Here is a 24,972-nt window from a genome sequence, read left to right as displayed (position 1 = left end):
TAAATGCGCGGTTATCTGACAAGTTAAAGTCAATACTGTTTATATTCCATGCTCCGGACTGTAGCCCGGCGTTTGGATAAAGAATATTATACAGACTAGTAAAGACTTTATGCTTCAGTTTCCTTATGGTAAAATGACCTCAATTTCTTTCTTCCATATTAGCAGTAAGTAGTTCTTTCAGGGATGAATTTTTCCCCAGTACTAATGTCAGTCCGCATCTCCTTCTCATTTCATTGTCCTTTTAGCGGAATACCAAAAATCCGCATCGGCTTATGGCAGCTCATTGACCAGCGTCTACCTTTGACCTCAGCACGCTCCGTATATTTTCCGGCACATTGGTCAGTAGCTTACAATTCGCAACGCTTTCAATATTACGGACAGATGTAAGATAGCTTGACCAGTCAGCATTGACATCGTTACTATTCGGCGTATTCACTGCAATAACTCTGGTATCATTATTAATGCGTGCGAGGTCATTATTACCATCAGGTAATACCACTATGACTTTCCAGATATTACCGGGAACTGTGACATTGCCATTGTCAATGGTGGTAGCTTCTCCATTGCTGCCCACTCCACCAGCGCCATAGCTTCCCATGATCACATATACTTCATTACCATCTCTTACCAGCTGGCGGGTATAACTTTCAAGGCGCTCCCACATGCCGCGGTTATGAGTAGGCGCCTGGGGTATCATGTTTGTCATCAGGAAAGTAGCAGAATTCGCCTCTTCTGAACTTGTTCTGTCACCTGAAGGACAATTATGGCCACGGTCAAACCCACTGCGGGAATAGCTGGTGTGCAAAACCCGATACCAGTCATCAGAAAGTGAAGGATCAGAGCGGAAATCATTAGACCTGGAAGCGCTCCCCAGGTCTTCTGAAGAAAGATGCCAGCAAACCCAGTTAGGCTCTCCTCTGTCCCGGCTATAAGACAACTGATAATATACCTTGTTCATAAGATAATTGTTAATCATTACAAGTGAACTGGTAGCATCTGTAGGATTTCCCAACAACAGGTGATCATTATCTCCAGGTACGGGATCACTGCCGCCGCCAGGCGTCCCTTCTGTGGCAATAGTAAAATCATCAAAATTAATACGGTTGATGCCGCCGTCTGTTTTCCGCAGCTCGAAGCGGATAGCTCCCCTGTTGGTTACTTTAAAGGAAGCTGTCTGCAATGATGCAGTACTACTTGCAACGGTATTACCGATCTTAAAGTACGTACTACCTTGATCAGTAGATGCCCACAGTTCCCAGGTGCTGCTTTCATCATTGCCAAACACTCCATGTTTCACCGTTACGTTAGCATCACTGCTCAACTGCAGATCGAAATTCATGTGCACCATACCGCCGTTTCTTACCCTGATAGATTTTTGTCCTTCTCTTCTATCTGATACAAGAGAACCGATCAAGGCATCAGAAAGGTTCCATGAGCCGCTAGCCAGCTGTACATCGGCGTCTGCATAACTTCCCTTATTTCCCCACTCAAAATTTTCCTGCAGTAAAAAAGTAACTGCTTCTACGTTTGCTCCTTTAATCTTTGACGGTTTGGAGTGCTCATCCGGCAATGGGGTCAACAGTTCCTTTTTGGAACAACCGGAAATGATGATACTAAAGAAGGCAATGCATAACCATACCTGGCTTTTAAGCCTGGTTTTAAAAATTGAGACTTTCATAGTTTTTACAATAAAAACTATATCATCAAGCGAATACCTACGGGAGGGATATTAACTAACCGTTAAGGATACAGCCAGTTACTTTCTATAACAGTTACTTTTACAAAAAAGCCCCTCTCTGGAATGAACAAGGCCCCCCAAACCACAAAAGGCAGTAATAACTGACGGGCATCATCGAAAGTAAATAATATTTTGGCAGGTAACAGATTAAAATGTGGCTTATTTGCAATTTCTAAAAGTTTGTTATTGGGCAACTTATTTAGTAGCCTGCTTTGCTTAATTTCAGACAAACTGTCGTATCAAAATTATTGCTTCTGCTTCAGTGAGATCACTTAAAATTCCTCCTGAATTCAAGTTCTCCAAGACCGATTCTGGAAGTGAGAATGATTTTGCATCTCATCTGCGCCTCCATATGAACTCTCTGATATTTTCGTCTAAAATTGTTTCTAAATTATTAATGATCAGAAGTACATTAAATACGTCTAAATATTCAAGGATTTCGTTGAGCTTTTTCATTGAAGTTTTTCTTTTCACTATCAATGAATTCAGATATTCCTTCAATTATGCCTGCGAAATCTTCAGGGCATTCTCTATCTCTTCAATTCCTTTGGCAGCTAACATAGTTTTGCTTTTGCTGATACCCATATAACAAGGTCATTCGCTTCGATTTTAGTGCCATCAGTAGTGACAATATTAGTTGATTTCTTGGCAGCAGTATAGTGGCGTCGTCCGTTACTTATATACCTCTTTCTTAAATGAATAAAATTCTATTAACCTTCCAAGTAAATAATTTAATGCAACTGTTTTACTATGGCACTCTATATTTGTTTCAGCCTTGACATGGTTATTTGCAAGTCTCTGTAGTAGATAATTTTACTTAGCAGCCGTCGCAACACCAGATCTTTAAGCTATTTTATTTTACCGCGGAATCCGTTCTCCTGATGAATCTCCATTGTTCATCTGAGCAATTGAAACTATTCGAAGAAATATATTCTATTACCCAAATCTCCCATTATGAAGAAAAAAATGATCGTCTTTGGCCTCTGGATACTTACTGTTCCCATCTCCACTAGCTTACGGAGTATTCCCGCATCTCCGGACAAAGCTTTAAGTAAAAGACCTCGGCCCGTATCAACGGTAACACCAGTTGATTGTAAACTATCGTTATCATTTAGTCAGTATGCGGAAAGAGTTTGTGCTGAACTACCCAATAGCCCCTCCAGCCTTTCAAATCCAGCATATGCAGATGGTGCAACAACGTTGTTGGCTGCATTAACCCAAAATACCTATTATTGTACAATCACGGTGGAACCCGATGCTCCTATCGATCGCTATAATGCGAGCGCTTTTAAATTCAAATGGACAAAACGGGGAGAATATATGATAATCAAAGTGCCGAAAGAGACAAGTGCCAAGCTAACCATTGAGTTTTATGAAAATTGCAATACTTGCACATCTGGAAACAGTGGAGTGGCAATTTATAGGTATTCTGGAAAGTTGGATTGGGGCCAGCCGGTAGCTATTGCAGGACTCCAGTATATCGGTCTCAAATCTTGCCTTTGAGGTTAATTATCAATTTCCGTTCTTTTACCTATCAAATATTTCTAATGAAGAAATTATCAATATACGCAGCATTATTCATTTCAGCAATTAGTTGTAACAAATCTGAACGAGCAACAGAAAATAAACTAGATAAATTAGATGCTAGTAAGCGAAATGCAAAAACGGAATTGGATGACTCGGGTGATATTTTGGCTTTTTATGAGTTTATGGAAGCCCCGGTCAACGGCAAATTTGGGCTCAGATGTTACCAAACATTTCGAAACCCGGTTCCACCGGCAACTGCCTCAAGAATTGCGGAGGAAAAAATGGATTTTGTTGGCGCCTTTTATGATGCTGATAAAAATATCATACCAGGAGGTACCATCACATTCGGTAAAATCAATTTTTTCACTAATCCTAAAAACTCGTATGTATATGATATGTCTGCTTATGCGGCATCTCCGGCAGCTGGCCCCAGGGATCGTATAAGCCAATACTGGGCTCACGGTGGACAAACGCAGGCAATCACTATCGATCCAAATCCTGGGGGAGCTATTGCTGCAAACACAAGGTCAACTGAGCAAGCCACAACATCGCTTTACTTACCGTCGAGTATAGCATTAAAGCCAACTCAGATGTACAAGGAAGTGCTGTGGAATAATAATTTTTTCACATTGCGAACAACAAATAGTTCTAGTTATGATATCTATTGGTATCCGGATCCTGACAATTCCAAAGGTGTTGTAATCGCGGTAGAGTATGATTATGATTTCAGTTCATTGTTTCTTCCCAGCTCTCCTTCTGGGACGCGAAAATATTATAAGGCTTTTCGTGTGCCGGATAATGGTCATTTTACACTTTCTTACAGCGATATCGCAGGAATATTCCCTAACGCCAACCCACCTTTCGAAGCGTTGACCACACTTACTATTGGACGGGCAAATTATTCGATAGCAGAAAGTCCGGATGGCTTGGCAAAGTATGGCGTCTATGCTACTACTGTCCTTGAAACCGTTTTACGTGTGAATGTGCATAAATTTGGTTTAAATTAGTAATAAACAGATCAAAATAGCCAACAGGAACAAAATATTCAACTGGAACCTAATTAGTAGATGTAAAGCAACAAGGCATCTACTATCTATTTCGCAATTTTATTACCAAGAAGATGATTAAACTCCAAAATATCATCCATAAAGGTTTAAGTATATCGAAGACTATATGCGAAGAACATGAAAGCACGATTTTTTTAGGCAGTTGGATATTGTTTGCAATATTACTCCTAGCATCCTGGTATATTCATCCATTGTTTTCATTGTGCAGTTTTGTTCCTTATTTAGTTAATCTGTTTAGGAAAAAGCAGCCAATCATTTATTATCTCAGACTATATGTACTCAACATCACGTGGAATCTTACAGTCACTTATTGGTTATGCCTAATCAGGCCCTCCAAAGGAATTGGAACAATATTGATCAATTCATTCCTTTTTTTAATGCCTGTATTTTTATGGCAGGGGCTCAATAAGTATTGCAAACTCAAATATGGTAAACCGGCTGCTCTGTTGATATTGTGGATATTATTTGAATATGGTCATCATATATGGGATTTTTCCTGGACTTGGCTCACAATCGGCAACGTTTTCGGTCAATCTCCGCAATGGGTGTCATGGTATTCATATTTTGGGGTGCTTGGCGGATCTACATGGATACTATGCTGCAATTATCTCGTCTATCTGGTATCTCAAAAGGCAGTTTCCCAGACAGGAAAGGTAGTATTGATAACAACCATATTATTGCCCTTATTATTTTCAATTGTTATAGTAAAGGTGAAAATTAGGCAACCGGACTTGGGACAGAAAAATATTCTGCTAATTGGGACAGCAGAAAAAGGGGAGGGTAATTTCAGTGATATTAGAAGAATGAAAATGATAGATACAATATTAACCAAACGCACAGGCAAAAATGCAGATATTGCCATTTTGCCTGAATCCATACTGTTCGAAAATGTTTGGTTAAATAGATTCCCTGAATCGGAAGTATTCAGACAATTTAAGAGTAGCATTAAAACCTGGCGTGCAGATCATATCATCGTAGGAGCAGTATTAAACGTATCAGATACAAAAGGCCAGCATGAAGAGGAAAGAATGGGTATTAAAAGACGATACAACCAGTATAATGCAGCATTGAAAATAGACAACTCCGATATCATTCGCATAAAGCTCAAGAAAGTATTTGTCCCCGTTGAAGAGTACATACCTCCATATCTGTCTTTTCTCAACTTCGATTCTTTTGGATTTTCAAAAGAACTCAACAATTCGGATATCTTCGAGGCAAATCATCAGCGGTATTTCATAGGCATTTGCTATGAAGCGGTTAACAGCATTTTTTTGGCCAGCCGATTAAACAAAAATGTAAATGCGATGGTGTTATTGTCTAGTGAAGCTTTTTTCGGGTCAATGGAGGTTGGGAGAAAACAATATATGAATATTTGTAGACTAAGATGCGTGGAAAATAATCTTTCTTTGTTAAAGTCATCCAACAATGGCATCGTATTTTCTGCTGATCATCTTGGCAACATCGTGAATGAAAAACGCGTGTATGGTAATTATTTGATGGAAACAACAACCATTCTGCGCCGTCCATCTGTATATCATCTATTAGTCCCCTATATCTTTCCTCTTCTATTGTTTGCGCTCAGTTGTGTTATAGGATCGAATATATATCTACAGAAACAAATCAAGGGTCCAATGCATAAATCTGAGATCTGACTGCCGACTGGATGGCAAAAAAGAAGAAGCTCCTCCAATGAAGAGCTTCTGTTAATTAGAGCGTTCTTGTGTTTGTTTACGCCATATGCCCTTTAAATCCCAAATTTATCATACCTGCCGGCAGGATATTTGGTGGACCTTCTATTATTGCTTTACCAGTTTAAACTTCTGTGCATTTGAACTATTACCATCCCATATCTGAATCTGAGTACCGTCGGCGCTTGATGCACCATTCACATCCATATATTTATCTACCAGGGCCGATTTAATGCGGAAATAGCTGCCATCATAGGATATTAGCCATTTTTGCGAAGGAATATTACTGTAGTCATAAAGCTGAAGCGGGGTGCCATTCCCGGTTGCTGCACCCCGTACATCCATCACCTTTGTTGTGTCCAGCATTGACTTAAAGGTGTAGTAGCCATCGCCGGTATGCCTGGCGAGCCATTTCTGGTTATTGCCATTGTGATTGCTCCAGAGTATCAGTGACGTTTCATTGGCAGATGAATTACCAGTTGCATCAATGACGCTTGTATTATTTACTGCCGAAACAAATGAATAGACGCCACCATCCACTATTTGTGTTGTTACATCCTGCTGGAAGGCACCTACATCCGGAGTGCCTGCCGGAAGCAGGTTACCCCAGAAGTCTTTACCGCCATTGTTATTAATGAATACGCCTGCACCGCGACAGGGAGAAGTGATGCCCACCTTGAATCCGTCAATAGATTGAACCCCCGGGCCCCATACAGGATTTATAAACTGTGGATTGGAGTAGAAGTTATTGCTGTTGACAGCATTGCCAAAGTTCAATGATGAAAATGAAGCAGCAGGATAAAAGCAGTTATTGAGAAACTTGGCATTGGCATCCGGCGTTCCTGGATTGCCCGATTCATTACCTACTAGCGCTTTAACGGTGGCGGCAGGTGCTACAAAAAAGATATTGTTGGAAATAGTAACGCCGGACGGGTTATTTAGGAAAACACTATTTACAGGATTTTTCAAATAGAATACATTGTTATATATCTGACTATTGGATACACCTCCTGCCATAAGCACCAGCTTTTTAAGGCCGTTTGTGCCTACATCATTTACGCTTACATTGTACCGCGCAATAATGTTGGATACACCAGGCATTAACAGCAGGAAGCCGCCGTTATTATCATGGGAGTAGTTATATTCGAAGATATCACCGTTGGCTGATACATCTGCATCGAAGGCCATACCATCATTGCCGCCGCCGCCTTTCATGCCATATACTTCATTATGGGAAATAAGTGTTTGATAACTGTCCCATGTCCATATACCGGCGAAGTTGCGTACATTGCTCATACAAGCATTATGAACAACGTTGTTCGTCACTTTACATCCTCCACTTACATTTACGACAATTAGACCATCGCCGGGAACATTTTCTACCTGGTTATTGTCAACAATTACGTTCCTGGCATACTGCCTTTCACCCTGACGGCCACCAACGACCAGTCCTTCCAGACCAACATCGATAATACGGCAATTTTGTACGAGCACACTATCAAACAGCCCCTGAACATTAATACCACCTCCATATTTTTGCCAGTTTGGAAAATTACCATCATTTGTATACGGGAGATTAACATGATGAACATAGCAGTTTTTAACTACAATATGCTTATAGACAGTAGTGCCGGCAGTAGTCCTTATTTGTATGCCATGTAATGAATGATTACTTCCATCCGTCGGTGTATTGGTGATTTCGAGATTATTGATTTCCCAGTACGCCTGGTTAACTAAGGCAACCGCATCTACACCATCGGTATTTCCGTTACCATTAATTACCGGCATGTTCTCTCCACCATATTTATCTATCACAATAGGAGCCCCGGGGCTTCCGGATCCTTTGGGTTGTAGCGTCCCGGTCCAGCTACCGCCACTTTTGAAAAGGATTTGATCGCCCGGGCTGAAGGTGGTAGAATCTACTTTGGCAAGCGTTTTCCATGGAGTGGTGGGGCTTGTACCTGAATTGTTATCATTGCCATCCGGATCTACATAGTAAGTAGTGCCAAAGGCGGCCTTGGCAACAGCACCAGTAGTTTTAAGCTGAATACTTTGAAGTGGTATTTCTTTTTTACACGAAATACTCCCCAGGCTGATAGCAACGATCGTTGCAGCGAGGATCATTTTTAATTGATGCGGTTTTTTCATTTTATAAAGGGTTTTGATTGATAATAATTTTATTTATTTGTATCTGCCCTCAGAATGGGCCTTTAGTTGAAAATCAGGAACTGGTATTGTAAATGAGAAGAACTCTTTACGCTCTCATCGATGATGACTTCTTTGATGGAGGAATTGTGAACCGGTTCGTGTGAATATCGGACAAAGGTAGTGATGAAACCGGTCAGGGAAGGGGGGCCAAATAGCAAAAAAAAGGGGCTAAACTCTACATTAAGCTCAACTTCGGAGCATTATATTAAGTGGTCCTCCTGAATCTGAATATCCACCGTTATGGGGAAAAGGTCCGGGAAATGCTGTTTTTTTTTCGCAATTCCATGAAATATGCCCTCCATCCACTGCGCTATATCTGCTTAAAGAATACTGATCAAATTCTCAACTACAAAAACTCCCCTGGTATTTGGTGATTTTGCCCCCCGTAAATGTTTAAAGGTTGACTTAATTTTCACCTGAATATTATCTGGCTGGCAGGTAAATAAAGGATAGTTTTTCATTTGACCGAGCATATCAGAAAGGATATATAATACGAATATGGTGTTAATGAGCCCGGAGTCCGTTTCTACAGAGCTCCGGTATTAAAAGTGAATTGTAATCTTTTACTGTAATTAAACGATGAAAAATTATAGGATACAATATCCGGAGTATGAAAACAACACTGGTTTAAGAACAGCTGCAGTTCATAAAAAGAAAAGCTCATACAGATTTTAGTTCCTGGCGACTCATAGCAATCAGTTATTAACCTAAATCAATTACCCTATGTTAAATTCTAAATCAACTCTCCGCCCCCCCCTACGTACACCCCGAAGGCTAACAATGACTTACGCTCTGCGGCTCATTGGCAGAGTTCTCACGTCGTTACTGTGTTACCTGTTTTTTACACAGGTATGTTTTGCAAACGATAATATATTTCCTGCTCAGCCGGCAGCGCAGAAGTATATCAATTTTGACGGCAAAGGTTTTATCATCAATGGGAAGCGCACATTCCTGGCAACCGGGGCAATAGAATATAACAGGATACCCCGTGAACTATGGAAGGACAGGCTGATGCGTATTAAACGCGCCGGCCTGAACTGTGTTGAGATCTATTCATTCTGGAACTATCATGAACCCCATGAGGGACAGTTCAATTTCTCGGGGAACCAGGACCTCGACGCTTTCCTTAAACTTGCCAAATCCTTTGGTCTATATGTAATTGCACGGGTGGGGCCTTATTCCTGTGCAGAAGTGGATGCCGGAGGGTATCCAGTATGGCTGCAGTTTAAAAGGGGTATGATGGTAAGAAACAACGACTCGATCAGTTGGCCATATATCACCAAATTCTGGGATCAATTATTTCCAATCGTTGTCAATAACCAGATTAACCGTGGGGGAAATGTGATCCTCATACAGCTCGAAAATGAGCATCCCTGGGGAGAGGGCACAGATGGGCTCTCTAACGCTTATTTCAAATTCCTTCAGTCAAAGGCATTGAGTTATGGAATGGAAGTACCCTATTTTTTCAGTAGCTTGAATCATGGTCATGAGCCCGGAGGAAACACCCCGTTCAGCAGTGCAGGCCGTACCTCCCCCTGGTTTTCAACTGAATTCTGGTGTGTCTGGTTTAACCACTATGGACAAACATCAGATGAGGTCATCACAAAGGACAGGGCCACCTGGAAAATAATCTCCAATGGTGGAAATGGTTATGCTCACTATATGTTTCATGGTGGTACTTATTTCGATTACTTTGCCGGCATAGGTGTGTGGGCTAGTTATGATTTTGGCGCTGCTATTGGTGAAACAGGTGATTTGAGACCTGGCTACTACAAATTCAAACGTGCTGCCTGGTTTGCACGCAGTTTTCAGGAAATTCTTGAAACCAGCGACAATGCGACAGGAACGTACAGCACGGCCGCAGGAAATGCCAATATACAGGTGGTAGCACGGCAAAGCAACGCAGGCACTATTTTATTTCTGGATAACAATGGCGGTTCAGCTCAGCAAACGAAGGTGAAATTTAATGGCACTGATTATCCCCAAAATGGATCTTTGACAGTAAATGCCCGTGAGATCATGCCTTTTGTGGCCAATTACAAGATCACGCCGGAGGTCATGCTCCAGGTAGCCCCCACACGGATATTAGGCATCACCGAACAATCAGGCACCACTACGATGGTCATCTACGGACAGGCGGGTACGCCGGCAGAACTATACTTCCAGGCGCCGGCCGGAACTACTATTACAAGCGGGTCTCCGGCTTTAAGTCAAAATGCACCAGGACAAATATCCCTGAAAACAACCTTTCCCGCAACCGGCGCTGCCAATTACAGTTTCCAGACTGGTAACAGCAAGGTCAGAATACTCGCTGTTAATGATACCCTGGCAGATTATAGCTGGTTTATAGAGGCAGATGAACGTAGTTATGTAGTGTGCGGCCCCCAGTATATAGGAACAGCCAGCATGAGCAATGGACAGCCCGGGTTTAATACGGAATCCCCATGGCAGCATCGCACTAACTTTCCGGTATTCGCCTATGACTCCAGTAATATCCCAATAGCCATGTCGGCTATGAATACTCAAATATCTCATCCGGGCATCATTAAACCAACAAATTGGGAAGTTATGAGTGGTATGGAGCAAGCCGCTCCTTCCTATAACACCGCTGGCTGGCTTACAAGCACGACAGGACCAATATTTAGCGGAGCTGATGGCGATATCAGCCCCTATACCTGGTACCGTACAACCGTTAATGTGCCGGCTGCAGGACCCTATACTATTTCTTTTGATGAAGTAAGAGACACGATTATTCCATTTGTAGATGGAATTGCCATTGCTTCCTCCAGCGTATCCAAAAATGGGTTTACAACTGACTTGAGCAAGGGAAACCATAGCATCGCTGTATATGTAATACATGACGGCAGAGAAAAATTATGGTATCACATCGGGTCTTTAATTGTGGGGACGCTCAATGGCGGACTTAAAGGCTCAGCACATATCAATCAGGTAGCTTCAGCTCCAGACACCCTCACAAGCTGGCAAATAAAGCCCACAAACAGCACTGCCGTTGGGACTACGCCTCCTCCAGGTAACGATTCCGGATGGAAGCCCTATACGCTCGGAACCAATGCTTTTAACGGCTATGACTATGCATGGTTCCAGGTAACCCTGCCAGCTGCCGGAACTTCATCCATCAGAGAGGTGAGATTTCTCAATGTGGATGATAATTGCTGGGTTTATCTCAATGGCGTTCAGATCGCCAAACACACAGGCTGGAATAGCCCGTTTAACGTCAGTTTAGACAGCAACTGGAACACTTCAGGCGTCAACACATTAACCTTACTGGTGCAGAATACCGGAGGAGTTGGTGGGGTGTATGCACCCGTTACCTTCGCAACATATAGTTCCAGGACAGCCTTAAACGACTGGGTACAACAAGGAGGCCCTGGTAATCCTGATGCCTCAACAGGTTGGTCACCCCTTACCGGCAATACCTCCTTTAGCGGGCCACAGTTCTTCCGGTGCACATTTAACGCCAATCCGCCTGATGAAACCGGAACTTATTCTATATGGCGCATCCCCACAACAAGCCTGTTCACAGGTTCGATATGGGTGAATGGTCATAATCTTGGCAAGTACTCGCGGAAAGTCGGTGGTCCCGGATTATATATTCCTGAAAAATGGCTGAATGCTTCGGGTACTAATACGCTGGTTATATATGATGCAATGGGGAATAGGCCAGACCAGGTGGTTATCGAGCCTGAAACGGGGGCGAGCCGGGATGTGATACCTTATGAAATCGCCTCCGGACCCGGTATCCAGTCAGGTGCAATATATGAGATCAAAACAGCACTGAATGAAACAAGTAATCTCGATGTTGCCGGTATGGCAACATCCAATGGCGCCAATGTTCTGATATGGAAAGACGAGAACAAAAATAGCCAGCGCTGGAAAGTGATCGATGCCGGTAACGGGCTGTATAAACTGGAACCGCAACACGCCCAGGGAAAAGCATTGGATGCGGACAACCAGGGAACATCCAATGGAACCAAAGTACAGATATGGGATTATTGGAATGGCGCCAATCAGAAATGGCAGATCAATCCGGTTGGCGGAGGCTACTACGAACTGCGACCATCCAATGCGCTGAACAAGGTATTGGATGTATCGGGCGCTAATAGTGCTGATGGAACCAAAGTGCAACTATGGGACTATGCCAATGTTCCCCAGCAGAAATGGCTTTTTGAATTGGTAGCCAATCCCGGTGCCCGCACAACTGCTGAAACTGCGCTCATAGCAACAGATAAGACAACCGGAACAACAGAGATCACCGTAAGTCCCAATCCGGTTAAAGATATTTGCTGGATCAAATCAAAAAATCTCATCGACAACGTTGTGGTCTACGACATCAGTGGAAGATTATGTAAGAGGATTCAACAGGTGGATAACAACAGCGTTCAGATAAATATGGGGGATATGCAAGCAGGGACATATCTTATCTCTATTACAGGCAGTAATTTTAAAAAAACTGTAAAGGTGATCAAACAATAGTAAGTTATTATAAGGCTAAGAGCATGTTATTCTCTGTTACAAAGGGAGCTTCTGCAGGGAGGCTCCCTTTGTTGCCCTGAATCTATGTATTATCAACCAGAATTTTTTATCATACCGCTGTTCCGGGAAAAAAAAATACAGCATGTCACAGCAATGCCGTTGTAATGGTTTTATTCCTGGTATGGCGCCTGTACACCTACTACCAGGTTATATTCGCGACTAAATAAATGCTGATACTTCTTTTTATATCCGGAGGGGTTCACTCCATACAAGTCTTTGAATTGTTTCCTGAAATATTTCAAATCATAAATACCTACCTTGTAGGCTGCCTCACTAACATTCATGTCGGTGCTGAGAATCAGTAATGCTGCTTTCCGCAAGCGGATTGATCTGATAAAGGCATTGATGGCCAGACCGGAAATTGATTTCACATTCCTGTATAGTTTGGAGTAACTCATATTACATTGCTTAGCCAGGAATCGAGGGCCCAGGTTTCCATTATCAAGATTATCCTCGATGATCTCAATACATTTTTCCAGGAACACTTTATATACAGCGGAAATCTTCTGGGAGTTTTCCCGGAGAGTAATATTATCGCGAAAATATTTCTGCAATGCATTTCTGTTCTCCAAAATGGTATGTATTCTGGCAGCTAACAGCTCCTGGTCAAAAGGCTTAGTGATGTAGTCCTCTGCCCCGCTCTCAATACCCTCCAGTTTTTTCTCTGGCGAGCTCATTCCACTCAAAAGAACTACCGGGATATGATTTAGAGAAGGGTCCTGTTTTATTTTCCGACATAATTCTATTCCATTCATCTCATCCATTAACACATCACAGATCAGAATATCGGGTATATGATGTTGCGCTATTTCCCAGCCATGCATGCCGTTACCGGCTTCATAAACCAGGTACTTGTCTTCGAATTTCCTTTTAAGGTATTGCCGGAATTCCGTATCGTCATCCACCACCAGCAATGATTTTTTTTCGGTAATCTCCAAAGGTCCAACGGCAGGGGGAGGCACCAAGTCTTCCTCCAGCAACGGTTTTGGATTATCCCGCTTTGACAAGATCTTTTCTGCCACACTTTCCGGGAAAACATCAGGCCATTTGTCTTTCTTTAAGCGGATATGGAAAGAAGTCCCCTGACCTGGGGAACTAATATATTCCACCGAGCCTTCATGATATTCTATGAACTGCTTCACCAGGTATAAACCAATTCCAAAACCAGGTTCCTGGTTTTGTGGCCTCTCTTTTCCATGGTAATATTTTTCGAATAACCTGCTTTTGACATGGTCATCGATACCACAACCCGTATCGCTTACCTGAATTTCTACATCAGTCCCGTTTTCCTTTACTTCTATAATTATACTCCCCAGAGATGGTGTAAACTTGAAAGCATTGGAAATAAGGTTAAACAATACAATCTCTAACTTCTGGGCATCTCCGGATATTTCGAGTTGCCTGTTATCACATATCAACTGGTACTGTATACTTTTGTGTACAGCCATCTGTGAAAAACATTCGAAGGTATTGTTACATAGCTCGTACAAGTTTAATCGACTAATCTGCAAATGACTGACTTCTTTGTCCATCATACTGAAAAGGAGTAGCTGATCTGCCATCATAAGCAGACGATTGGCATTCCGGTACACGAGATTCAGATCTTTCTTGAGCTCACTTCCCACTTTTTCCAGCATTTCGCTGACGGGGTTCACGATAAGAGTAAGTGGCGTTCTCAATTCATGGGTGATATTAGTAAAAAATGAAAGCTTCTTCTCATTCAATTCTTTTTCCTGCCTTATCTCTATTTGTGCCAGAAGCAATTCGTAAGCCATACAGGTTTGTCTCCTTTTGTACTGTGTATAAAAGTAAATGATAACACAGGTAACGGCGACGTATAACCCATATGCCCACCATGACCTATACCATGGGGGCAACACCTGTAAGCGCAACCTTGTTTCCGGTCCCCATTTACCAGATCCATTTGCCGCCTTAATGTGCAAAACGTAGTTGCCCTCATTTAACCGGCTGTAATAGGCAGTTTTCACTTTACCTGCCTGTATCCAGTTCTTATCCCAGCCTTCCAGGAAGTAGGCATAGCTTACCTTGTCTGGTAGTGAATATTCCGGCGCAACATATTCAAACGCCAGCGATGCCTTCTCATATGGCAGTTCTAACCGGGTAACCGCATTTTGTGTTTGCGCTGTTATATAACGGAGATTGCAACTGTCGCTTAAGGGTACGTTATTAATCTTTATGCCTGCCAGCATCACTACAGGACTATCCTCAGAAAGCTCTATCTCTTTGGGTTCAAACAGGTTGAACCCTTTAATTCCGCCGAATAATAATTCACCAGATCGCAACTTCAACGCACCGGAATAACTGAACTGGTTACTCTGCAATCCATTGGAAGCCGAAAAGTTCTGGAATTTATACGTAGCGGTATCAAACCTGGACAAGCCATAAGATGTACTTAACCACAAATAACCGGTGTTATCGCGTAGAATGTTCAACACGGCATTATTGGGCAGTCCCTCATTTTCTGTAAACCGGGTGTATTGACCAGTTTTTTTATGAAAATAAAGTAACCCATTACCTTCGGTGGCTATCCACATCCAATCATTCCCCGCTTCAAGTATGCTGCGGATACGGTATCCAATGTCGTAGCTTATATGCTTTTTGCCCTTTTTGTCAATCAAGAGCAACTTGTCGTCTGTTCCCGCCCAGAGATTCCCCTCATGGTCTTCCATCATAGTCAGGATGTTACCAATGGAATCGTCGAATAACTCAAAACAGTGGGAGTCACTGTTGAATCGGAAAAGTCCGCCATCACCATAAGTGCTTACCCACAAAGTATGCCCGGCGTCCTCAAAAAGCTTCCAGGCCTGAGAACAATTAGCTTTGGTAAGCGGATCGATTAGCGTAAAATGTTCGAAAGATCGGCTGGCGGACTGGTAACGAGATACCCCCCCTCCCCAGGTACCTACCCATATATCACCTGCATGATCTTTCAATACCCCTGTTATACTGTTGCTGCTCAGCCCCAGATGGTCTTCTTTCATGAAGTGAATAAAAATATCGCGGAAACGATTCCAATAGCAGAGACCATTCCCATCGGTGCCTATCCATATGTTACCGGAAGCGTCTTCGCTGAAAGCAGAAATAAAATAGTTATCATAGTACTCTTTTTTGAAGGCGCCAGGAATAAAAATTTTGAAAAGTCGCCGGTGATTATCCATGATGTTAATACCACCACGTAATGTGGCCACCCAATAACGACCTTCCTGGTCTTCCCATACCCCCTTTATGGCCTTACTGGTAAAGATTTCTTCCCCCTTTTCCCCCGCCAGGTGCCTGATTTGCATAGCCAGGCAATTCATAACATACATTCCCTCACCATCTGTAGATATCCACAAGTCTTCCTTTCGGTCAATATACAAACCGGTTACGGCACTGGGCAATGGAAAGAACATATATTGGTCAGTAGCAATGGTATACCGGTAAATACCGGTCGCTGATCCCAACCAGAGGTGGCCTGCCTTATCCGCCCTGATACACACAGCTTGCCGCAGCTTGTCACTGAAAAGACGAGCTGTACGTTGGTGTCGGTTATAGCGGTATAGTCCTTTTCCTTCTACAAATATCCACACCTGCTTTTGCGGATCGGTTTCAATGGCACTGACATGATATCTTGTAACAGGAACACCAACCTCTAACACAGGTACCTGATATGTCCGCTGCTTATTATGGTCATGTACCAGTAACCCTTCTCTGGCAGTGCCCACCAACATATCGTCATTCACATCTTTTTTCAGTGATGTAATATTATTTGCTACCCGCTCCGTTTGTTGGTTTAAGGGTGAATAAGCGAGTGTTGTGAACTTTTCGAGAAGCGGATTATAAACAGACACACCTCCCCTGGTGGCCACCCATAACTGGCCCGATGCATCTTCCTGAATATCCTGGACGTGATTGTTGACCAGAGAATTGGCGTCCCCTATCTTCTTCCGGAAGGTTTTGAAACTATACCCGTCGTAGCGATTCAAGCCATCAAATGTGCCCACCCATATATAACCTCCGCGGGCCTGGTAAATACAATTTACTTCATTGTTTGACAGGCCATGCTCAATTCCGAGATAAAATACCGGTGGTAGGCTGGTGGCATCGGTTAGCGTTCCATATAGTAATAACAATATGCAAAAGGGCCATTTCATAGATCGTACTTCCATAACGTTGGTTATTCAAACAAATAAGTTAATTAAATAATCACCACCTAATACCTATACAGTCAAAAGATAGCATTCAGCCACCTTTTTTGAAAAATTCGCCCCCCCTTTTTCTCTCTTTTCATTACTATCTTAATGTACATTTCGGGCATGCAGAAGAGTATTATTATGTGGTCAACAGGGTCTACAGTAAATCAATAATTGGGTCAAGCGTTATCATCTAATTTTCCACACGGTTTAATCAAATATCTTTTAATATAAGCAATATTAGAATGAAAACACGCCCACTGCAGCATAAATGCACTTGAAAACCACTAAACAAATGTCAAAAACCTCTTCCAAGGAATTGAAAACCAAAGGAATTCTTAACCGAACAAAAAACCTTTTTAAAAATGAAAATTACGCTCCCAACCCAAATTACCATTGCTACAACCACTGCGGTTCTTTGCATCTGGCTCCTTTCCTGTAAGAGAGAGCAAGCTCTTGAACGTATCCTGGAGAAAAAAGTCGCTGCCAGTTTGATGGCGCTCATTGGTACTACATATTATATAGATCTCAATGGTGACGACAATAATTCTGGTAAATCTCCCGATGCCGCTTGGAAATCACTCGAAAAAATAAACGCTGCAACCTTTAGTCCGGGTGATCACATTCTTTTTAAAAGTGGAGACTCATGGACAGGAAGCCTTCAACCCAAAGGCTCCGGGACGTCGGGGGCGCCTATTGTGATAGATAAATATGGTGGAGATGCAAAGCCAGTTATAAACGGCGGTGGGCCAGCCAATAATTTCTCAACCGTTCTGCTAAAAGACGTATCGTATTGGGAAATCAACAACCTGGAAGTAACCAATAGAACGCCACAGGGATCGACATACCGTTTAACCGGCATCAGGCTGCAATGCCCGAGAAGTCCAGCTAAGCCCTATACCAATATCTCCATTAAAAACTGTTACATCCATGATGTAAACTCCGCTATTGTCGGTCAGCCGAACTATGAGAAATTTCATGGCGGTATAATTACTGACGGAAGATTTGATACCTTACTGATACAAAACTGTCTTATATCCAACTGTTCCATGGAGGGAATCCATACACAGTCTGATGAAAACTTTGCACTCCGCTCAAAGAATATCATCATTGACAACAACCGGATTGAAAATATAGAAGGGGATGGAATTGTAATTGCAGAAGTAGGCGGCGGATGCAGGGCCACCAATAATGTGGTGAATAATGCCTGTAAAAATACCAATGCAAACTTCGCTGGTCTGTGGACCTATTTCAGTTACCAAACGGTCATCTCTCACAATGAAGTGTATGGTATGACAGGTGGCGGCCCCAACGATGGCATGGCCTGGGATGCAGATACAGGATCTGATGGCGATATTATAGAATACAATTACTCGCATGATAATAACGGCGGCTTCCTGCTGTTAATGCCCGGGGTAGCGAACATTACCGTGCGGTATAATGTAAGCGTGAACGATGTGGGTACAACCGGTCATAAAAAACTGATCCTGATGGGAGGAGGTGTCACCAATAATCATATATACAATAACGTATTCTATCTGAAAAATCCCGTAAATAAAATCTTCCTGAATAATCCCTCCGGTGTTACCATATCGAACAATATCTTTCTTGCTGCACCAACAGCAACAGTTAAAACCCTGGTAGGCGACGACGGGTCGAACCCAGTGGCACCCAACGCCAATGTTACATTTCTCAATAACTGTTTTTATCCGTCCGCTAAATTTTCATCATTAAACTGGGGCACCTCCGTACAAAATAATAACTTTTATGCAGATCCACAGTTCATAAATCCGGTATGGGGCACGAGCTTCGATTCAACAGATGGATTTAAGACAGGAGCAACGTCACCCTGCCGAAGCACAGGTATATTTATTAACAATAATGGCGGTAAAGATTTCTGGAACAACCCGCTTCCGGCAGGCACTCCGGATGTAGGCGCCTTCCAACAAGAATCAACAATGCAAATAACCGATGGAGCTATCTACACGTTCATTTCGGCAGTAAATAATATAAGCGTTATTGACGTAACAGGCGCCTCAACTACCGACGGAACACCGCTTATACTATGGGGCGGTAACAATGGTAATAACCAAAAATGGCTTGCGCGATATGCAGGCAATGGATATTATATCTTTAAATCTATGCTGGACACTATGAAAGTAATGGATGTCCGTGCAGCCGGAACTACAGATGGTACACCGCTTCAACTTTATTACAACAACAACACCAATGCACAAAAATGGTTGGTAATATACGAAGGCGGTTATATTAGATTCAAATCAGCGCTTATCGACAAGAGCATAGATGTGATTAGTACTTCAGCCACCGACGGCACCCAAATACAGTTATGGGGAAATAACAGTGGACACACTCAGCAATTCAGGCTGGTAAAGCAATAGCTAAAATACGGGCGTTTTCATACACAACTATAACAAGTCAATGCTATAAGTTGTGAAGTCTCAACAGATTCGCTACATTTTCCATATTTTTAGTTGCTGAATATTCCTTGTTCAAAATAGATGTCTTTATTGACTACGCCTCATGGATATTCTTCCACTGCTAAAAGACATTTATTTTGAACAAGGCTGCCTGCGGGATGAAGAAATGCATCCCGATGTAGTGAAAAAATTAATGACCAGTGTGACTCGGGCGGGGACCATACAGAATGATGTAGTGTCCATTCACAATGATGTCGCCAACAACAATCCCGCAAATATTACATGTGAATACTAAACTCACACATAGTGGCAAATACTGCTTAGTCAGGACGCCATTACAGACTTTCAAAGAAACGTTACATTGGGCAAAAGAAAAGCAGCTGGATAACTTCACTTACCTCCAGCTGCCTAAAAATATTAACCCGACTGTCGGATCAAATCGGAGCTTTTACAACTTAACAGTCCCTTAATATTAACCATGTATTTTTACACCATGGATTCTGCTGTTATTCCTGACCATCAACTTTGGCTTTCTGTACAGCAAGGTAACAGGCGTGCATTTGATGAACTATATCAACGCTATGCCCAGCCTATTTTTGCGTCTGTGTACCGGCATATCGATAACCGTCATGATGCAGAAGACCTCACCCAGGAAGTATTTATGAATATGTGGATAAAGCGAGAACAGATCAGTATTGCCTCTTCCCTGTTTAATTACCTGTTTAGTGTAGCGCGTTATAAAACGCTTCGCTATATGCGGGAAAAGGCCATTCGCCCCGCAGGCCTAGACGGGTTACTACCGGCGGAAGAGCCGGTGGAAATGGCGCTCACCACCCCGCATCTCCACGACGTGGCCGCCAGGGTAGCACAGGAAGTAGCCGCACTACCGGAAAAAATGAAGAAAGTATATGAACTAAACCAGGACAAAGGACTCTCCGTTTCAGAAATAGCCACCCAACTGCATATCTCCCCTAATACCGTCAGAAATCATCTTGCCAAAGTACGTACCCGACTAAGGAGCACCATTTCCCGTCTTTCTACTTTCTTTTTCTCCCTATTGTAACCCCACCAATGTTACCCCTATGTTAATTCCATTTTGACGGATAGTCGTTTCACAGATTACAGACACTATATATGTGGAGATACTCCACGCAAAAGGATATTTGAATACATGAATGACGAAAACCGTCTGGATGAAATAATAGCACGTTATCTCACCGGCGTAAGCACACCAGAAGAAAGTGCGTTTATAGAACATTGGTTCCGGCACAACGGAAATATTAACAAACCTGACATCGAATTATCCCAGGTGGATAAACGCAGGATGTTGAAAAAAATGCATGCTGAAATGGAAGAGCGGACACAAAAGAAAGCGCCGTTCGTTTGGTATGCTGCGGCCCTGCTCACCGGGCTGCTCCTAGGCGGCTGGGGGATCAGCTATTTACTGTCTCCCGCACCAAATGTATATACCACTATACATACTGGCATCGGTGAAGTTAGGCATACCTGGTTGCCAGATAGTACGGAAATATGGATCAATGCCAATACAACGCTGCGTTATCATCCCGATTTCAGCCATCACCGGGATGTATTACTGATAGGTGAGGCGCTCTTTTCTGTGAAACAGGATGAGGAACATGAATTCCTGGTAACCACGCCAGACAGCGTTTCCACCCTTGTTTTAGGTACCCGGTTTAATATCGGTAGTTATACAACGGAGCATCATACTACTATTAGTGTATTGAGCGGTAAAGTGAAGATAGAGAAAACCGGAACGCAACTAGGGACGCTAACCGCCAGGCAATCATTGGTGTTCCGGCAAAATGATCAAACCTTTACCCGATCAATGATAGCCGATACTGCTTCCGCCATGGGGTGGACAAACGGCTCATGGGTATACGAAAATATAGATGCCGCGGAACTAGCCCGCTTATTATACAATCAATACGGTATTACATTGAACAATAAAACAGGTCGTTCGCTTCAATTGAAAACCGGCATCAATTTCAACCATCATCAATCAGCCGCCGAAATCGCGGAAATATTCTGTGTATTGGCTAATTGCCAGTACCGCATGGTAGACGAAAAATTGTTTGAACTATACTGATCCCTTAAATGAATTACTGCTGAATTAATTCACCTATCACATAAAAAATAAAATAAGAAGTATGCTATTCAAACGGTTGTTTCAACCTTGGTGGGAGGCTATTGCCCACTTGTGCCTGTTAGGAATGCTCATTTTACTTCCTTCCCTCGCAGATGCGCAACAGAAGGAATTTACGATCCGGTTTTCAAAAGGAAGCCTGGAGCAAGCGCTTATACAATTACGTGCTACCACCAATGTCAGTATTGCATTTAATAAAGCCGACATACAATCTGCGGTAGTTCCGACACTCGCCCTTGAACACCAGTCTATAGATCAAATATTACAGGTATTATTGAAAGGATTACCTTATACCTTTGAGAAAAAAGGCACAGGATGGATGATCCTTAAAACAGCGCCACCCGTAGAACAGCATCCCGCGAAGGTATCCAAAGGAGCCATCAGGGGACGTATCGTGGATTTTGAAACCATGCAGCCATTGCCTGGCGCTACGTTAAAACTATTACCATCCGGAAAAGGTATTGTGGCAGATGAAAAAGGTTTTTATGAATGGAAGGAGGTGCCAGCAGGAAAATATACCCTGCTGATTAGTTATGTAGGCTATCAGCCACATACCACCGCAGGCCTGGAGGTAAAAGATAAAACAGTAGACCTGGATATCAAGATGCTCGCCGGAAAGTCATTGGAAGGAGTAGTGATCAGTGCAGGCAAAGAACGTATCAAAGCGGTTACCTATACCACAGAAAGCCAGCTGCTTACCGAAATTCGTAAGTCAAATGCAGTAGTATCCGGTATTTCAAATGAACAGATTATTAAAACGGCGGACCGCAGCGCTGCTGAAGTAGTTAAACGTATCGCCGGTGTATCAGTAGTAGATGACCGGTTTGTCGTCATCAGGGGAATGGCACAACGCTATAATTCCACTTATCTCAATAACAACATTGCTCCTTCTACGGAACTGTACAGCCGCGCATTTGCCTATGACCTGCTGCCAGCTTCTATCATAGATCGCATACTCGTTTACAAGTCTCCTTCCGCGGATCTCTTCGGTGACTATGCCGGTGGCGCTATTAAGGTATTCACCAAAAATGCGAAACCGGTGCGTCATCTGGATGTGGGCCTGCAACTCTCTTACCGGGAAGGTACCACAGGTAAAAACATGATGCAGTACAAAGGCGGAAAACTAGACTGGCTGGGCATTGACGATGGCACCCGTAAACTCCCTGCCAATATGGGTAGCATGAAAGATGGAAGCGGCCTGGTGAATCTCAAACCAGTAGCAGAACGTATCAGTGGATTCAATCCTGATTTTTCCCTATACAAAGTAAAAGCCCTGCCCGATCTGCAGTTCTATATTAATTATTTCGACAACTGCAAGCTGAGAAGATGGCGCCTATACAACCTCACGTCTTTTACCTATCAGCTGGATAACCGGAGTTATACTTTGTACCGCCAAACCGGTAATACCAATGGATCTATCCATTCTATTTACACTGAACATGATAAAACCGGCATAGAGCAACAGGCTACCCAGATAGCTCGTATTAACCTGCTACAGAATTTTACGCTGCACTTCAATAACCACCATAATGTTTCCTTTCAGAACTTCTTTATGAATGAAGGCCGCAATCTGACCAGCAGCAATATCAAGGAAAAAAATGATGCGTATGCCTGGCTGTATGGACAAACGAAAACCGTGGTGTATAGCTTTCAACAGCGATTATTGTATGCCGGTAACCTAAACGGTACCCATTACCTGCGACCAGACAGCGCCACCTTGTTTTCCTGGAACTTGGGGTATACCAGTTACCTCGACAAACGCCCCGATCAGCGGCGGATGAACTACAACCGCCTGTATATCGGCTCCGGCGCTTATAACACGGAAGCCGAACAAGCCGACCTGCGCTGGACGGCACTGGGCTCCAACGCTAATAGTTCACTAGACCTTATCGACGGGATGATGAGCCGCTTCTTTCAGCAAAGCCAGCAACAAACTATGAATGCCGCCGCCGATATAACGTTCACCCCCATACGGAATACGTCCTTCAAGCTAGGCACCTACCATCTCTTTCGCAGCCGCGAAGTAGCCCGCCGCTATTTTAAGGTGAACCGCTATGGTGTAGGCGGCAGAACCATTATTCCAACCTCCGACAAACCAGAAGAACAACCTTCCGATCCTGTAGACAACAACCAGGATCTTGTTTTCTGGCGGGAATCTGATCTTCCAAAACTCTGGAGCCTGCACCATTTCCGCAACGATGGCAGCGGGCTGGAACTCTACGACGCTACCACCCCGGTAGATGGCTATGCAGGCAGCGAACAAAACAATAGTGGTTATGTGATGACCGACTGGCATCCGCTGAATGGAAAACTGATCGTCAATGCGGGTGTACGTCTCGAATACAATCGTCAGCGTGTATCTGCGGCTATCAGCACAGGTGGATTTGTGTTACCGGTGGCCACCACCCTGGAAAAAACTAATATCCTGCCATCTGTCAATATCATGTATACCCCCCTGAAAGAGCTAGTCATACGGGGTGGATACGGACGAACCGTAAACCGGCCGGACTTCAAAGAATTAAGCCCCTTTTCTGAACAGGATTATATTGCCCAGGAAGTGGTGTCAGGTAACGCACAACTGGTATCGGCCACCATCGATAACTATGATCTGCGACTGGAATGGTATCCCCGGAATAGGGAAAATAATGAGATGTTTAATATCGGGGTCTTTTATAAGCACATTCAAAAACCCATCGAACGGTACCGGTATGATGTAAATAGTTATGATAGGTATAACTATACCAGCATCAGTTTCTATAATCCGGATCAGGCAAAAGTATATGGCCTGGAAGCGGAAATCAGAAAGAGCCTTTCTTTTATTCCCGGCCGCATTTTCCGGCGGCTATCTGTTAATATCAATGGCGCCCTGATAAAGAGTGAAATTTACAACCATGTAGCAGTGGAAAATTCCTTTTTCGAACCGGGAAATCTCCATGGCAGACCATTACAGGGACAAGCTCCTTATGTACTGAATGCAGGGCTCTACTACGAAAATGCAGGGCTGGGCACAAAGATCGGGCTTATTTATAACGTAAGTGGCACCAGCATCTATGCGGTAAGTCCACGCAATATTGACCGTGCGCGGAGAGATTCAGCAGGGTCCGCCGCAGGTGTGTACTCCACCCGACCAAGTATCCTTGAACTGCCCCGCCACCTGGTAGATCTTTCCTTCACACAGCGCCTTTATCATTCGCTGCAAATGAAATTTACGATACAGAACCTGTTAGACCAGGCCTACCGGCAGGCAGAAGATAACAACGATAATTACAAATATGACCGGGAAGATATGAAATCAGCCAATGGTAAATATGGAGAGGGAGATAACATCTTCCTGAAATATAATACCGGACGCTTTTATAATCTCTCTTTCACTTACGCCTTTTAAACTACCAAAC

General features: G+C 43.2%; 11 protein-coding genes. 8 read left to right on the top strand and 3 right to left on the bottom strand.

The window, feature by feature from the left end:
• Nucleotides 1–280 precede the first annotated feature (280 nt).
• Nucleotides 281–1,678, bottom strand: coding sequence for a DNA/RNA non-specific endonuclease (locus KE626_RS12690; RefSeq protein ID WP_211973277.1), 1,398 nt, complete (start codon nucleotides 1,676–1,678; stop codon nucleotides 281–283).
• Between the two features lie 1,014 nt (nucleotides 1,679–2,692).
• On the opposite strand from KE626_RS12690, the gene KE626_RS12685 reads away from it, so the two are divergent.
• The 3 genes from KE626_RS12685 (at nucleotide 2,693) to KE626_RS12675 (ending at nucleotide 5,984) form a co-directional block, all read left to right on the top strand.
• Nucleotides 2,693–3,241, top strand: a complete 549-nt coding sequence (locus tag KE626_RS12685; protein WP_211973276.1) for a hypothetical protein — start codon at nucleotides 2,693–2,695, stop codon at nucleotides 3,239–3,241.
• Nucleotides 3,242–3,285: 44 nt separating this feature from the next.
• Nucleotides 3,286–4,272 carry a hypothetical protein gene (locus KE626_RS12680; RefSeq protein ID WP_211973275.1) on the top strand — a complete coding sequence of 329 codons (987 nt, stop codon included), beginning with the start codon at nucleotides 3,286–3,288 and terminating at the stop codon, nucleotides 4,270–4,272.
• Nucleotides 4,273–4,385: 113 nt separating this feature from the next.
• Entirely contained in the window at nucleotides 4,386–5,984 is a 1,599-nt protein-coding gene (locus KE626_RS12675; RefSeq protein ID WP_249207434.1) for a hypothetical protein, read from the top strand.
• Between the two features lie 144 nt (nucleotides 5,985–6,128).
• Here KE626_RS12675 and KE626_RS12670 read toward each other — a convergent pair whose 3' ends face one another.
• A complete protein-coding gene (locus tag KE626_RS12670) occupies nucleotides 6,129–8,168 on the bottom strand; it encodes an RICIN domain-containing protein (protein ID WP_211973273.1) in 2,040 nt (679 codons plus the stop codon).
• 840 nt (nucleotides 8,169–9,008) lie between these two features.
• Between KE626_RS12670 and KE626_RS12665 the strand changes: the two genes are divergently transcribed.
• Complete coding sequence (locus KE626_RS12665) at nucleotides 9,009–12,722, top strand: beta-galactosidase (RefSeq protein ID WP_211973272.1); 3,714 nt, start codon at nucleotides 9,009–9,011, stop codon at nucleotides 12,720–12,722.
• A 170-nt stretch (nucleotides 12,723–12,892) separates the two neighbouring features.
• Here KE626_RS12665 and KE626_RS12660 read toward each other — a convergent pair whose 3' ends face one another.
• A complete protein-coding gene (locus KE626_RS12660; RefSeq protein ID WP_211973271.1) occupies nucleotides 12,893–16,951 on the bottom strand; it encodes a hybrid sensor histidine kinase/response regulator transcription factor in 4,059 nt (1,352 codons plus the stop codon).
• Between the two features lie 389 nt (nucleotides 16,952–17,340).
• On the opposite strand from KE626_RS12660, the gene KE626_RS12655 reads away from it, so the two are divergent.
• The 4 genes from KE626_RS12655 (at nucleotide 17,341) to KE626_RS12640 (ending at nucleotide 24,962) form a co-directional block, all read left to right on the top strand.
• Nucleotides 17,341–19,374, top strand: coding sequence for an RICIN domain-containing protein (locus tag KE626_RS12655; protein WP_211973270.1), 2,034 nt, complete (start codon nucleotides 17,341–17,343; stop codon nucleotides 19,372–19,374).
• A 517-nt stretch (nucleotides 19,375–19,891) separates the two neighbouring features.
• Nucleotides 19,892–20,476, top strand: a complete 585-nt coding sequence (locus KE626_RS12650) for an RNA polymerase sigma factor (protein ID WP_211973269.1) — start codon at nucleotides 19,892–19,894, stop codon at nucleotides 20,474–20,476.
• A gap of 108 nt (nucleotides 20,477–20,584) precedes the next feature.
• On the top strand, nucleotides 20,585–21,520 hold the full coding sequence (locus tag KE626_RS12645) for a FecR family protein (protein WP_211973268.1): 936 nt from the start codon (nucleotides 20,585–20,587) through the stop codon (nucleotides 21,518–21,520).
• A gap of 61 nt (nucleotides 21,521–21,581) precedes the next feature.
• Complete coding sequence (locus tag KE626_RS12640; protein WP_211973267.1) at nucleotides 21,582–24,962, top strand: TonB-dependent receptor; 3,381 nt, start codon at nucleotides 21,582–21,584, stop codon at nucleotides 24,960–24,962.
• Nucleotides 24,963–24,972: the final 10 nt, after the last annotated feature.

The sequence above is a fragment of the Chitinophaga hostae genome (genome assembly GCF_018224885.1).
In the GTDB taxonomy this organism is placed as follows: Bacteria; Bacteroidota; Bacteroidia; order Chitinophagales; family Chitinophagaceae; genus Chitinophaga; species Chitinophaga hostae.
Note: the sequence above shows the minus strand (reverse complement) of the source record. Positions and strands in the feature narration are given on the sequence as shown.

What these genes read in the sequence shown, in the direction of transcription:
- KE626_RS12690 (WP_211973277.1), bottom strand. Translation starts at nt 1,678, where the DNA reads ATGAAAGTCTCAATTTTTAAAACCAGGCTTAAAAGCCAGGTATGGTTA.
- KE626_RS12685 (WP_211973276.1), top strand. Translation starts at nt 2,693, where the DNA reads ATGAAGAAAAAAATGATCGTCTTTGGCCTCTGGATACTTACTGTTCCC.
- KE626_RS12680 (WP_211973275.1), top strand. Translation starts at nt 3,286, where the DNA reads ATGAAGAAATTATCAATATACGCAGCATTATTCATTTCAGCAATTAGT.
- KE626_RS12675 (WP_249207434.1), top strand. Translation starts at nt 4,386, where the DNA reads ATGATTAAACTCCAAAATATCATCCATAAAGGTTTAAGTATATCGAAG.
- KE626_RS12670 (WP_211973273.1), bottom strand. Translation starts at nt 8,168, where the DNA reads ATGAAAAAACCGCATCAATTAAAAATGATCCTCGCTGCAACGATCGTT.
- KE626_RS12665 (WP_211973272.1), top strand. Translation starts at nt 9,009, where the DNA reads ATGACTTACGCTCTGCGGCTCATTGGCAGAGTTCTCACGTCGTTACTG.
- KE626_RS12660 (WP_211973271.1), bottom strand. Translation starts at nt 16,951, where the DNA reads ATGGAAGTACGATCTATGAAATGGCCCTTTTGCATATTGTTATTACTA.
- KE626_RS12655 (WP_211973270.1), top strand. Translation starts at nt 17,341, where the DNA reads ATGAAAATTACGCTCCCAACCCAAATTACCATTGCTACAACCACTGCG.
- KE626_RS12650 (WP_211973269.1), top strand. Translation starts at nt 19,892, where the DNA reads ATGTATTTTTACACCATGGATTCTGCTGTTATTCCTGACCATCAACTT.
- KE626_RS12645 (WP_211973268.1), top strand. Translation starts at nt 20,585, where the DNA reads ATGAATGACGAAAACCGTCTGGATGAAATAATAGCACGTTATCTCACC.
- KE626_RS12640 (WP_211973267.1), top strand. Translation starts at nt 21,582, where the DNA reads ATGCTATTCAAACGGTTGTTTCAACCTTGGTGGGAGGCTATTGCCCAC.